This window comes from Mycolicibacterium alvei (assembly GCF_010727325.1).
In the GTDB taxonomy this organism is placed as follows: Bacteria; Actinomycetota; Actinomycetes; order Mycobacteriales; family Mycobacteriaceae; genus Mycobacterium; species Mycobacterium alvei.
In genome coordinates, this window is sequence record NZ_AP022565.1 from 461918 (window position 1) to 475131 (window position 13214).

Annotated in this window: 12 protein-coding genes and 1 tRNA gene; 9 read left to right on the plus strand and 4 right to left on the minus strand. The window is 65.4% G+C overall.

Translation table 11 applies throughout. The features are described from left to right. The first annotated feature begins 42 nt into the window (after positions 1–42). Entirely contained in the window at positions 43–1206 is a 1164-nt protein-coding gene (gene coaE, locus G6N44_RS02140; protein ID WP_163660725.1) for a dephospho-CoA kinase, read from the plus strand. Positions 1207–1308: 102 nt separating this feature from the next. Further along, positions 1309–2043: a FadR/GntR family transcriptional regulator gene (locus G6N44_RS02145; protein WP_163660727.1), complete on the plus strand. Its 735-nt coding sequence runs from the start codon at positions 1309–1311 to the stop codon at positions 2041–2043. Positions 2044–2046: 3 nt separating this feature from the next. On the opposite strand, the gene G6N44_RS02150 is transcribed toward G6N44_RS02145, so the two are convergent. Both G6N44_RS02150 and G6N44_RS02155 read right to left on the minus strand, forming a co-directional pair. Further along, positions 2047–2601, minus strand: coding sequence for a hypothetical protein (locus G6N44_RS02150; RefSeq protein WP_163660729.1), 555 nt, complete (start codon positions 2599–2601; stop codon positions 2047–2049). A gap of 11 nt (positions 2602–2612) precedes the next feature. After that, complete coding sequence (locus G6N44_RS02155; protein WP_163669502.1) at positions 2613–3119, minus strand: ribonuclease FAU-1 family protein; 507 nt, start codon at positions 3117–3119, stop codon at positions 2613–2615. A 67-nt stretch (positions 3120–3186) separates the two neighbouring features. On the opposite strand from G6N44_RS02155, the gene uvrB reads away from it, so the two are divergent. The 4 genes from uvrB (at position 3187) to G6N44_RS02175 (ending at position 7773) form a co-directional block, all read left to right on the plus strand. Next, positions 3187–5358 (plus strand): excinuclease ABC subunit UvrB, encoded by a 2172-nt coding sequence (gene uvrB, locus G6N44_RS02160; RefSeq protein ID WP_163660731.1) that lies wholly within the window; start codon positions 3187–3189, stop codon positions 5356–5358. A gap of 45 nt (positions 5359–5403) precedes the next feature. Continuing rightward, positions 5404–6795 carry an MFS transporter gene (locus G6N44_RS02165; RefSeq protein ID WP_163660733.1) on the plus strand — a complete coding sequence of 464 codons (1392 nt, stop codon included), beginning with the start codon at positions 5404–5406 and terminating at the stop codon, positions 6793–6795. Between the two features lie 77 nt (positions 6796–6872). Next, complete coding sequence (locus tag G6N44_RS02170) at positions 6873–7637, plus strand: DUF899 domain-containing protein (RefSeq protein ID WP_163660735.1); 765 nt, start codon at positions 6873–6875, stop codon at positions 7635–7637. A gap of 65 nt (positions 7638–7702) precedes the next feature. Then, positions 7703–7773, plus strand: a tRNA-Cys gene (locus G6N44_RS02175). Positions 7774–7930: 157 nt separating this feature from the next. Here G6N44_RS02175 and G6N44_RS02180 read toward each other — a convergent pair. After that, the gene (locus tag G6N44_RS02180) at positions 7931–8536 is read right to left on the minus strand and encodes an HdeD family acid-resistance protein (protein ID WP_372508121.1); all 606 of its coding nucleotides are present in this window, start codon (positions 8534–8536) and stop codon (positions 7931–7933) included. Between the two features lie 370 nt (positions 8537–8906). Between G6N44_RS02180 and G6N44_RS02185 the strand changes: the two genes are divergently transcribed. From G6N44_RS02185 to G6N44_RS02195, 3 genes are all read left to right on the plus strand, one after another. Further along, positions 8907–9752 carry an acyl-CoA thioesterase gene (locus G6N44_RS02185; protein WP_179964531.1) on the plus strand — a complete coding sequence of 282 codons (846 nt, stop codon included), beginning with the start codon at positions 8907–8909 and terminating at the stop codon, positions 9750–9752. A 112-nt stretch (positions 9753–9864) separates the two neighbouring features. Further along, positions 9865–10182 carry a transposase gene (locus G6N44_RS02190; protein WP_163660739.1) on the plus strand — a complete coding sequence of 106 codons (318 nt, stop codon included), beginning with the start codon at positions 9865–9867 and terminating at the stop codon, positions 10180–10182. A gap of 50 nt (positions 10183–10232) precedes the next feature. After that, the gene (locus G6N44_RS02195) at positions 10233–11414 is read left to right on the plus strand and encodes an RNA-guided endonuclease InsQ/TnpB family protein (protein ID WP_235683033.1); all 1182 of its coding nucleotides are present in this window, start codon (positions 10233–10235) and stop codon (positions 11412–11414) included. Between the two features lie 36 nt (positions 11415–11450). On the opposite strand, the gene G6N44_RS02200 is transcribed toward G6N44_RS02195, so the two are convergent. Beyond that, entirely contained in the window at positions 11451–12986 is a 1536-nt protein-coding gene (locus G6N44_RS02200) for a glycosyltransferase family 39 protein (RefSeq protein WP_163660744.1), read from the minus strand. Positions 12987–13214: the final 228 nt, after the last annotated feature.

Sequence of the window (13214 nt, forward strand, 5' to 3'; positions counted from 1 at the left end):
GTCGGGGCGTTCGTCGTTCCGGGGGCCTGACAGACTGTGGGCGTGCTTCGCATCGGGTTAACCGGCGGTATCGGCGCCGGGAAGTCAACAGTGTCTTCCACATTCAGCGATCTCGGCGGCATCATCGTCGACGGTGACGTCATCGCGCGGGAGGTGGTCGAGCCCGGGACCGAGGGCCTGGCCAAGCTGGTCGAGGCGTTCGGGCACGGGATCCTGCTGCCCGAGGGGGCGTTGAACCGTCCGGCGCTGGCCTCGGTCGCCTTCAGTGACGACGAGAAGCGCGCCACCCTGAACGCCATCGTGCATCCACTGGTGGCGCACCGCCGGTCGGAGCTGATCGCTGCGGCCCACGAAGATGCGGTCATCGTCGAGGACATCCCGCTGTTGGTGGAATCTCAGATGGCACCGATGTTCCCGTTGGTGATCATCGTCGACGCCGACGAGGAACTGCGCGTCAAGCGGCTCATCGAGTATCGCGGATTCAGCGAGGAGGATGCCCGCGCCCGCATCGCCGCGCAGGCCACCGAGGAGCAGCGCCGCGCCGTCGCCGACGTCTGGCTGGACAACTCGGGCACCGCAGGCGCCCTGGTGGAACAGGCGCGCGCACTCTGGCACGAGCGCATCCTGCCCTTCGCGCACAACCTGCAGATCCGGCAGCCGGCCCGCCGCGATTCCGTCGTGGTGCCCTACGACCCGACGTGGCCGGATCAGGCCCGCCGCATCATCGCCCGGCTCAATACGGCCTGCGGCCACCGTGCGGTGCGCATCGATCACATCGGTTCGACCGCCGTGCCTGGGATGGACGCCAAGGACGTCATCGACGTGCAGGTGACGGTCGAGTCGCTGGATGTCGCCGACGATCTGGCCGAGGCGCTGTTGACGGCCGGCTATCCCGCGGTGCCGGGGATCACCGCCGATACGCCGCACGATGACAACCCGGCGATGTGGCAGAAGCGTTTTCACGCCTCGGCAGATCCTGGCCGACCGACCAATGTCCATATCCGGGTGGACGGCCGGTCCAATCAGAGGTTCGCGTTGATGTTCGTCGACTGGCTACGGGCCGCCCCAGGTGTGCAGGCCGACTATGTGGCGGTCAAGCGCGCCGCGCTGACGACCCCCGACTACGCAGTAGCCAAGGAGCCGTGGTTCCTGGACGCCTACCAACGCGCCCGGGAGTGGGCGGATACGACGGGCTGGCGGCCCTAGATCCCTGAGGCGCACCAGATTTCGCGCCTGGTCAGTCAGCGGTACCGGAAGTGTGTGGGCCGCTTTTCTGCGGTAGCGTCTGAAGCGTCCGAAGGGGGGCGCATGTCGAGAGCCAAACCGGCGTTGGTTCCGGTTCGTCAGATTGCCGCGCACGAATTGGTCGTTGACCAGATGCGTAGGGCGCTGGAACTTGGTCAGTTTCGGCCTGGTGACCGGTTGCCGAGCGAGCGCGAACTCTCCGACATACTCGACGTTTCCCGCACCACGGTGCGTGCCGCGGTGGCTGTTCTGGAGCAGGAAGGGCTGATCACCGTGCGGCGCGGCCGTGGCGGTGGGTTCACCGTCCACGCTCCGAAGTATGACTCGGCCCAGATGCGCCGGGAACTTCGCAGCAACAAGCGCGCGATCCGCGATGCCTTCGACTACCGCGCCGTCGTGGAAATCGGGGTCACTCGCTTGGCCGCCGAACGGCGTCGCGCTACCGATGTGACTGCACTGCGCAGGCTGCTCAGAAGTATGGATTCCGCCCTACAGATCGGGATGAACGACCAGTCCGCCCAGCACACCACGGATTTTCAAACGCTGGACTCGGCGTTTCATCTCGGTATTGCCCAGGCTGCGCAGAATGAACGGCTGCTTGAGGCGGTCCTGGATGCCCGCCGGAGGATGTGGCTACCCGTCGGTGCGATTTTCGGCCGCCTGGAACCCAACGCCAACGACTATCACGAGACGATCCTCGAAGCGATCGCGAACCGCGATCCGGACCTGGCCGCTGCGCAGATGGCGGCGCATATCGACGACACCCGGCACACGGTCGAGTCCTGGCTGAAACGCTGACGGTTAGATGGCCGGCGGCTCAGGGTCCGCGGGCGGCGGGGGTAGTGCAGGATCGGTGCCGTCCGGGGCGGTATCGAGGGGATTGACCGGCGTCGGTGTGTTCAGCGGGGCGCCGCACGGCAGGCTGCCATAGGTCGGGTCATCCTTGGGCCTGGTCAACCGTGGGCCGACGAAGGTATCGGCCTGGGCGACGATCTGGTCGTCCACCAGGATCTCGCAATGCAGGTTCGCCGAGTAGGGCCAGTCGATGCGGACGGCCATGCCGGCGGTCTCCGGATTGGACACCACACCGGTGGCTTCGAAGATCCGGCCGGGCAGCATGGACGGGTCGGCGGTATTGATGTTGTCGTCGTCGATCTTGTACGCGATGGTCGCGTTGCGCGATACGCCGTCGATCCTGGCGCGGTAGGTGACGTTGTGGAGTTGCTGGTCGGGCAGTGGCTCCACCTGAGGAGGCGCCTCCGGGTCGGCCTGTGCCGCGGCGGGAATCAACAGTGCGCCGGTGAGCAGTCCGGCCAGCGCGGGGAGGATTCCCCAGGGGTACTTAGCTGCACTCATGAATCCCGACCTTACGCTCCCCGCCACGTGAGGGCCATTCCGTTGCCGGACAGCCACCGATCCAGGTGGTATCCGCAGCTCGCCAGGCCCTCGATCGCGGTGACCGCGGTTTGCACCGCCTGCTCGCCGACCTCCGGACTCAGCAGCCCGTGGCGGACCGCGGTGAGCAACTCGTCGACGTCGCACAGCTCGACCTCGCGGCCGGTGCGGACCACGAGGTCCAGGTAGTGGTCCTCGGAATGCCACACGGTCGGACCGGCGGTATAGCTGCCGATGTCGAGGTAGAAGTCCTGATCCCGTTCGTGGCCGGGGCTGAAATGGAACACACTCGCCCGCAACCCGAGCGCCGGCAGCAGCCACGATTCCAGATAGTGGAACTGAGCCCGACCCGGTGTCGGCCGCGCCATGTAGAGCCCCCAGGGCTCAACTGTGTAGACGTCGACGGCCCGCACGATGCCCTTCGGATCGGTGTTTGTGCGGGCCACCAGGTCGAATATCTCGTGTTTGGGTGGGTGGATGGGCCCAACACTACGCGGGGAGTGAACACCGCGGAACTTGTCGGTGCACAGCTCTACGCTGGTGAGCATGGCCTTCGCGACTGAACATCCTGTGCTCGCGCATTCGGAGTACCGGGCAGCTGCAGATGCCGTAGAGGGCCTCGTCCGGGCCGGTGCCCAGTTCGAGGTGGTCAGTGAGTATGACCCGGCCGGTGACCAGCCGGCCGCCATCGACGAACTCGAGCGCCGGATCAGAGCCGGTGAGCGTGACGTCGTGCTGCTCGGCGCCACCGGTACCGGAAAATCGGCGACCACGGCGTGGCTGATCGAGCGGCTGCAGCGGCCCGCCCTGGTGATGGCGCCGAACAAGACGCTGGCCGCGCAGCTTGCCAATGAACTACGGGAGATGTTGCCGCACAACGCGGTTGAGTACTTCGTCTCGTACTACGACTACTACCAGCCCGAGGCGTACATCGCCCAGACCGACACCTACATCGAGAAGGACAGCTCGATCAACGACGATGTCGAGCGGCTGCGGCACTCGGCGACGTCGAGCCTGTTGTCCCGGCGCGACGTGGTGGTGGTGGCCTCGGTGTCGTGCATCTACGGCCTGGGTACGCCGCAGTCGTATCTGGATCGTTCGGTGGAGCTGGAGGTCGGTCAGGAGGTGCCGCGCGACGGGCTGCTGCGGTTGCTGGTCGATGTCCAGTACAACCGGAACGACGTGGCGTTCACCCGGGGCTCCTTCCGGGTGCGCGGTGACACCGTGGAGATCATCCCGTCCTATGAGGAGCTTGCGATCCGGATCGAGTTCTTCGGCGACGAGATCGAGGCGTTGTACTACCTGCATCCGCTGACCGGCGACATCGTCCGGCAGGTCGACTCGCTGCGGATCTTCCCGGCCACTCACTATGTGGCCGGCCCGGAGCGCATGGAGCACGCGATCTCGAGCATCGAGGCCGAGCTTGAGGCGCGGCTGGCGGAGTTGGAGGGGCAGGGCAAGCTGCTGGAGGCGCAGCGGCTGCGGATGCGCACCAACTACGACGTCGAGATGATGAAGCAGGTGGGGTTCTGTTCGGGCATCGAGAACTACTCGCGCCACATCGACGGCCGTGGTCCCGGTACCGCTCCCGCGACGCTGATCGACTACTTCCCCGAAGATTTCCTCCTGGTGATCGACGAATCCCACGTCACCGTGCCCCAGATCGGCGGCATGTATGAGGGCGACATGTCGCGTAAGCGCAACCTGGTCGATTTCGGCTTCCGACTGCCCTCGGCTGTCGACAACCGGCCGTTGACCTGGGAGGAATTCGCCGACCGGATCGGCCAGACGGTATATCTGTCGGCCACCCCGGGGGCCTACGAGATCAGCCAGGCCGGCGGCGAGTTCGTCGAGCAGGTGATCCGCCCGACCGGTCTGGTCGACCCGCAGGTGGTGGTGAAGCCGACGAAGGGCCAGATCGACGACCTGATCGGCGAGATCCGCACCCGTACCGAGCGCGACGAGCGCGTCTTGGTCACGACGCTGACGAAGAAGATGGCCGAGGATCTCACCGACTATCTGCTGGAGCTCGGGATCAAGGTCCGCTACCTCCATTCCGAGGTCGACACCTTGCGCCGGGTCGAGCTGCTGCGCCAGTTGCGGCTCGGTGAGTACGACGTGCTGGTCGGCATCAACCTGCTGCGCGAGGGCTTGGATCTTCCCGAGGTGTCGCTGGTGGCGATTCTCGACGCCGATAAAGAGGGCTTCCTGCGCTCCACCCGCAGCCTGATCCAGACCATCGGCCGCGCGGCGCGCAACGTGTCCGGCGAAGTGCACATGTACGCCGACAAGATCACTGACTCGATGCGTCAGGCGATCGACGAGACCGAACGCCGTCGGGCCAAACAGGTTGCCTACAACGAGGCCAACGGGATCGACCCGCAGCCGCTGCGCAAGAAGATCGCCGACATCCTCGACCAGGTGTACCGCGAGGCGGAGGACACCGAGTCGGTCGAGGTCGGCGGCTCGGGGCGCAACGCCTCGCGCGGCCGGCGCGCACAGGGTGAGCCCGGTCGGGCGGTCAGCGCCGGGATCGTGGAAGGTCGCGACACCGCCAACATGCCGCGGGCCGAATTGGCCGATCTGATCAAGGATCTGACCGAGCAGATGATGACGGCCGCCCGCGATCTACAGTTCGAGCTGGCGGCGCGGATCCGCGACGAGGTTCAGGATTTGAAGAAGGAGCTGCGGGGGATGGACGCGGCCGGCCTGAAGTGATCCGGTGTTGACCTCAACACCGGTTGAGCTTCTAACGTCGTTGTCGTGACCGACACCGTGACGCCTGATACCGGGACCTGGCGGCAGTTGTTGGGTGCCCGGTATCTGGGCGCCTCTACCGTGTTGGCCGGCGGCGTGCTCCTCTATGCAACCAACGAGTTCCTGACCATCAGCCTGCTGCCCAGTGCGGTGGCCGAGATCGGCGGGCAGCGGTTCTACGCCTGGGTGACGACGGTCTATCTGGTCGCTTCGGTGATCGCCGCGACTACGGTCCACTCGCTGCTGATGCGGCTTGGAGCGCGGCAGGCATATCTCTTGGGGCTCACGGTGTTCGGTGTCGGAAGCCTGGGATGCGCATTGGCCCCGAGCATGGAGGTGTTGCTCGCCGGGAGGATCGTGCAGGGCTTCGCCGGCGGACTGTTGGCCGGCCTGGGGTACGCGGTGATCAATACTGCACTGCCGAATACCTTGTGGACCAAGGCATCTGCGTTGGTGTCGGCGATGTGGGGCGTGGGCACACTGATCGGCCCGGCGGCGGGCGGGTTGTTCGCGCAATTCGGGCATTGGCGGTGGGCGTTCGGTGTGCTGGTCGTGTTGACCGTCGCGATGGCCGTCTTGGTGCCCGTCGCCTTGCCGGCCGGGGGCGCGGCATCGGCTGTGACGCCCGGCATTCCGGTGTGGTCGCTGGCTTTGTTGGGTACCGCGGCGATGACGGTCAGCGTGGCGGGTATTCCGCACGACTGGCGGGGGACCGCAGCACTACTGGGCCTCGGGCTGGTGCTGATGGCCGGGTTCCTGTTCGTCGATCGTCGCGCCGGGGCTTCGGTCCTGCCGCCCAGCACATTCGGCCCGGGTCCGCTCAGATGGATCTACCTGAGCCTCGGCGTGCTGATGGCCGCCACCATGGTCGTGATGTACGTGCCGCTGTTCGGTCAACGCCTGGCACACCTGACGCCGGTGATGGCCGGATTCTTCGGTGCGGTGTTGTCGGTCGGTTGGACGGCGGGGGAGATCGTCAGCGCGTCGCTGCGGAACCGGCGGGTTATCGTGCGCACGGTGGCGTTCGCCCCTGTGGTGATGGCCGCGGGCCTGGCCGCCGGTGCGGTATTGATCCGGGACGGAATGACACCGTGGCTGGTGGTGGCGTGGGCTGTGGCACTCATGGTCACCGGTGCCGGAATCGGTATCGCGTGGCCCCATCTGTCCGCGTGGGCGATGGGTAGCGTCGACGATCCGGCCGAGGGACCGGCCGCGGCGGCGGCGATCAACACCGTGCAATTGATCTGCGGGGCGTTCGGGGCGGGATTGGCGGGCGTCGTCGTCAACCTCAGTGCCAACGGTGACGCGTCAGCGGCGCGCTGGCTGTTCGGCTCATTCGCAGTGTTCGCCGTGGCTGGTGCCCTCGCCTCGTTCCGGTCCACCAGCGGGGCTCACTAGCCCGGGCTCTCGCGCGCGATGAGTTTCAGCGGCACCGCGAGTCTCATCCGTATTGGACCGATACGAGGAGTGATTCGATGTCCCTGACACTCAATGCCTACCCAGACGTCGTCACCCGCGGCGAGTGGCGACAGGCGCGTACCAAACTACTGGCCGCCGAACGCGAGGCGACCCACCTGCGCGACGCGGTCAATGCCCAACGGCGCCGGCTGCCAATGGTGAAGGTGGAGAAGGACTACACGTTCGAGGGGCCCGGCGGTGAAGTAAAGCTGCTCGACCTGTTCGAGGGCCGCAGTCAGCTCTACATCCACCACTTCATGTGGATCGATGCGATCGACGCGGGTTGCCCGAGCTGTACTGCCGCGGCTGATCTGACCTTCACCGAAGAGGATCGAGAACTGTTGCACGGCAAGGATGTCACGTTCGCCTGCGTGTCTCGGGCACCCTACGCCAGCATCGCGGCGTACCGCGACGTCCACGGTTGGACGTTCCCGTGGTACTCGTCGCGCGACGGTGACTTCACCTATGACTTCCACGTGACGCTCGATCCGGCTCGCGCGCCGATCGAATACAACTACCAGTCCGTCGACGAGCTCCACGATGCCGGCTTCACCGACGACGACCTCCGGGGCGACTGGCCGGGAGCCAGCGTCTTCCTGCGCCGCGGCGATGAGGCCTTCCACACCTACTCGACCTTCGCCCGCGGACTCGACCACTCCGCGGTGGGGTACCCCTTCCTCGACCTCACCCCGTACGGGCGGCAGGAACCGTGGGAAGACTCGCCGGCCGGGTGGCCGCAGGGTGGGCCGGTGGTCGGTAGGCCGGTGGGGGACTCCGACTAGTTAGTGATCATTGAGATCGAAACTATGGGCCGAGGCCGGATCGGCTGGCACAGTAGCCAATCGATGCGGGTGTGTCTGAGTGGCCAGGAACCGGCCTGCAAAGCCGTCTACACGGGTTCGAATCCCGTCACTCGCTCAATGAGGAGAAAGCGGCACCTCGACCCGAGGTCGAGGTGCCGCTTCCCGTCGCTATCGCTGCGCTAGGCAGGTGAAAGTCACTGCTCTAAACGGTCTTTGACCTTGTTTGAAGCGTCTACGGCGACCTTCTTGTTGCTGACCCAGGTGGCGGATCGTTAACCGGCCGAGGTCAACGAATCGATGCCCTTCTCAACCTTTTTCAGGCCGCTACGAAGCTTGACCGCCTTGATGATCTGCGCAACGCCGATGATGACGAGCGAGACGCCCGTGACAATGGTCAGCATCACGATCGAATCGAACGGCCAAACGAGCACGACCATTCCGGCGATCACGGTGATCACGCCGAGAACGATCTGCCAACCCCGGCCGGGAAGCCCGGGCGCGCCTGAGGCGACGGCGATCTCGGACGCCCCCTGGAAGACGAATCCGATGCCGATCCAGATCGCGAGGAACAACACGCCGTAGCCTTCGTCGAAATGGCGGAACGCCAGCACTGCCAGCACCACCGAGATCGCACCGCTGACGAACAGCAGGGCCCGACTGCCGAACCTCTCGTGGAGGCCGAAGGCGGACGCCACCTGCAGGATTCCCGATACGAAGAGGTAGGCGCCGAACAGTACGGCGGCCACCAGGATCGACACCCCCGGCCAGAAGAGGACCAGGCAGCCAAGGAGTACTGCCGAGAGGCCCCACAGAAGTGCCGTTTGCCACAGGGCGGTCACCAGCTTCGGGGTGACCAACGAGTCGGTTGACGCATTCACGGTGAAGATTCCTTTCGTTTCGACTGCTCGGTAAGTGGAAGTCGGTTAGGGCCGAATGGTTGGCCCAAAGGGTTCGCGGAGAGAAATTCCAATTCTCACAACGGCATTCGCCACACTGATGATGGTAGCCCGCCGGGCGGGTTTCGTCTTTGGTCTGGCGAACATCGAATCGCGCCCGACGGTGTTTGCGCGAACAGGCTCCCCGGGTCGTCATGGATGCCAATCGAGTGGCAGGCCATCATTGCTGGGCAGCCATGGTGGAGTTGGTCGGCGAACACCCCGATATCGGTACCGTCGAAATGGCCGGAGCGTTGCCGGGGGTCGGGGTGGAGTAGCCGCCCGCCGGCTCGGCGATAATGCTGCGGTGCCCATGCTGCTTCTTGCCGACATCCTGTCCACGCTCGATCTGGTCGAGTCGGGTGACGGCATCTTCGTTGCCGAACAACGGGACAACCCCAGCCATCACATTGTGGGTGGGCATATCTCCGCCCAGGCGCTGATGGCGGCCAGCCGAACGGTTCCCGGCCGACTGCCGCACAGCCTGCACGTCTATCTGCTGCGCGCCGGTGACGCCCGGTATCCGGTGCAGATGGAGGTCAGCAGCCTGCGGGACGGCGGATCGCTGTCCACCCGCCGGGTCATCGGCCGCCAAGGCGGTGAGGTGTTGCTGGAAGCGCTCGTCTCGTTCAGCGTTGACATGGACGCCGCCGATTACCATCAACCCCGGCCTGTGGTGCCTGATCCAGAGACTCTGCCCCCGGTGGAGGAGCAACTGCAGGCGTTTGCCGATGAGGCCGGTGGGTACTGGGTGAACCCGCAGTGGATCGAGCGGCGCTACATCGATCCGCCGCCGCGGCTGGCGATCGATCTGCCCGAACCGCCGGCGCGCACCCGGATGTGGTGGCGCGTGGGCGAACCGGTAACCGATGATCCGATCGTCAACAGCTGTCTGCTGACGTACTTTTCGGGCACGGCGTTGCTCGACACGACGGTGACGATGCGGCGTGCGACGCAGGTGAGTGTTTTTTCGGCGCTGATCGACCTGGCCATCTGGTTCCACCGCCCCGCTGATCTGTCCGATTGGTTGCTGTCTGACCAGGTTTCACCCAGCGGCATCAACGGGCGCGGCCTGGCCAGTGCGACGCTGTACAACCGCGCCGGGCAACTCGTGTGCTCGACAGCGCAGGAGATGTACTTCGGCCGCCGCCGCGACTGACTCATACTTTCTTCGGCGCTATCCCTCGACTTCAGTCGGGGGATAGCCGATCCCATGGTTCGGTCCGCGTAGCAGACAGTTGATGTCGTAGGCGTGGTTTATCGTGAGGTTCATGCAGTACCAGTCGACACGTAAATCGGTGTTTTCGGTGCACTACCACGTGATTTGGTGCCCGAAGTACCGCCGTGATGTGTTGCGTGGGCCGATCCAGACGCGGTTGAAGCAGATCATCGGTGAGGTGGTCGCCGAGATTCTGAAAGGGCGCTCGTCGCGGCGCCTTAGGCAGGAGTTCGCGCATCTGGCGAGGATGAAATGCTTGTGGTCACCATCGTGGTTTGTCTCTACGGTGGGCGGTGCGCCCTTGGAGGTGGTTGGCCGCTACGTGGAGAATCAGAAACCTACGGCTGGGCGAAAGGTGACGGCTGCATAGCGATGGCGCACCGTTACCGCATGTATCCGACCGCTCAGCAGGCGGTGTTCATGTTGGAACGGCACTGTGCCGATGCCCGTTACGTGTGGAATCTTGCTGTCGAGCAGTTCAATTGGGGGCGCTCTGGTAGATCGGCGCCGGGTCCGGCGGCTCGGCAGAAACAACTCGCTGCAGCCCGGCAGGCGTTTGAGTGGCTGGCGGCGGGGTCGTCGGCGGTGCAGCAGCAGGCCCTGCGGGATTTCGACCGCGCCGTGGCGGGATTCTTCACAGGCACCCATCGCCGGCCGACGTGGCGACGTAAACATCTCGATGAGGGCTTCTGCATTCGCGACAGCCGTGTCGAGCCGGTGAATCGTAAATGGGCGCAGGTGTTCGTCCCGAAACTCGGGCTGGTCATGTTGCGGCTCTCTCGCCCGCTGCCGGCCGGCAAGCTCGGCATGGCCCGGGTCACCTGCAAGGCGGGCCGCTGGCACGTCAGCTTCCCGGCTCCCCAGCCAGGGGTGCCGGCTGCGGCGGGCCGTGAGGAGTGCATGGTCGGAATCGACCGGGGCGTGAAAACCACGCTCGCACTCTCGGATGGCACGATGCTGCGGGCCCCGGTCATGCGCCGCGTCGAGCAGAACAAGCTGATCCGGCTGCAGCAGCAGCTGGCGCGTTGCCGCAAAGGCAGTATCCGCCGAGGCAAGGTGAAAGCCCGTATCGCCACACTGCACGCGAGAGTGGCCGATCGGCGCCGCGACTGGATCGAGAAAACCACCACCAGAATCACGGCCACCTATGGTGTGGTCGCGGTGGAGAAACTGCCGACTCGGAACATGGTGCGGGCACCGAAACCCAAGCCCGACCCCGAGGTGCCGGGTCACTACCTGCCGAACGGGAAAGCCGCGAAATCCGGTTTGAACCGGGGGATCTATGCGAACTGCTGGGGTGTGATCGCCCAGCGTTTGGAACACAAAACGTCCGCGTCCGGTACCACCCTCATCGAGGTGCCGGCCGCGTACAGCAGTCTGGAGTGCCGCAACTGTGGCCACAGCGTGAAGGAAAACCGTAAGAGCCAAGCGGAATTCCAGTGCGTGAAATGTGGCCACCAGGACCACGCGGACCTGCAGGCAGCCAACACCATCCTCGTCCGGGCCACCCGGCCCGCGCACACCTCCGGACTGGAGGCAACACCCGCCACCACGGGTGTGCTCGCGCAAGCGAGAAGACCCGATGACGCACACGCGGCATAGGGAATCCCGCGATCTTCAGTCGCGGGAGAGGGTCACTCATCGGGTGGACTTGACCACCTGGGCGAAGTTGAACTGCCAGCGTTCCACGATGTGGAAACCCATGCTCTCGGGTACCTGATAGGCCGGAGCGCGGTCCAGTCGGGGTCCGGGCTGCAGTCTTTCACCGCTCTGTCGGCTCGGTACTGCGGGGTCGCGTTCGGACACCGTCCACAACACCGTGCAGCGACGCACCTGGTCGGCGACGCCCCAGATCCCGAGATGCGCATCCCACAATCGATTCCGTTGCCAGGCCGGCCTTCCTCGGCCGGGGTCGATGAGGTCGGCGTAGGCGGCGGGCCGGGCGGCGGTAATGGGGCGAATGGGGCCCGGCTTCCACGAGGCGGTGTTGTCGAAGATCACGCAGTCGCCGGGGGATGAGTGCGCCGAGATGACGTCGGCCACCTGACTGAAGTCCATGCCCTCCTTGGCGTACGGGCCGCGCTGCACCGTCAGGTAGTTGGGCGTCGCCGCGACGGCGAACACCGCCAATGTGGCAGTGACCCATTCCCTGCTGCGAGCCACCGCGACCACACACACGGCGAGCAGCAGCGCCATCCCCGGCGTGGTGAAACAGAGGTAGCGAGGGTAGTAAAGCGGTTGGGCAACAGCCGAATACGCCAGTAACACGGCGGTCGGGGCGACAACCCACACCACGGCCACGGCCACCAGCCGCCGGGTGCCGTCATCGGTGGGCCGCCGCCTGGTCAACAGGGGCGCGCTCAGCACGACGGCCGCCAGTACCGCGAACGCCACACTTTCGTCGAAGTACTGGTTGACCAGGACTTCGGCAAACGAATGCAGTCCCAGCGGTGAGATCCACCCGACCTGGAAGCTCTGCGAACGACACCACAAGACGAACGGGACCACGACGACGACGGCTGCTGCCGTAACCGAGGCCCACCTGATCCGGGTGCGACGCCGGTTGCAGACGATCGCGACGGCCACGGCGTGCGGAACCACCATCAGCACCACGAACATGTTCAGCACGGTGGAGCCCGCCAGCAGCGCACCGTATGACAGCCACACCGCGGTGCGGTCGCGCCGGATGGCGGAGATGAGCAGAACTGTCAGCCAGACCGCGGCCAACGTCGACCAGGAGTAGGAGCGGGCCTCGATACCTGCCCACGTGATCCTCGGCAGCATCGCGAAAAGAATGCCCGCACAAACGGATACCGTCCGGGTACTGAACTGCCGGCCGAGAACCACGACCCCGGCCGCGGCGCCACCGATGGCCAGACAGCTGGAGAACCTGGACCAGAACTCCGTTGCCGGAAAGATGGCGAACCAGCCGTGCATGCCGAGGTAATACAGCCCGTGCACGGCGTCGATGTGGCCGATCAGGTCCCACAGCTGCGGTATCGAGCGGGTCGCCGCCGATATGGTGGCGGCCTCGTCGAACCACAGCGACGGACGGGCCGCTCCCGCCGCGCACAGTGCTACGGCAAACGCCGCCACCGCCAGGGCGTCGATTCGGGCTTCGCGAACGACGCGCCGGTCCGCGCCCTCGGCGCGCTCGTTCAGCGATAAATCCACGTCAGCGATGGTGCAACCCCCTCAGGTGATGGCAAACAATAACCTGAGGCACCCCGACTGGCTTTGTCCGGCAGTGCTGTTACCGACCGGTCACCGGTTCAAATGGGCTGGATCACTCCGGCGGCGAATCGTCCTGGCGACAACCTGGATTCGGCCGAGATCGACTACGTCACGGTCGGCACCGTATTTGTGCCTCCACGCGTTAACATCAGTGCCAATTCGCCGCAC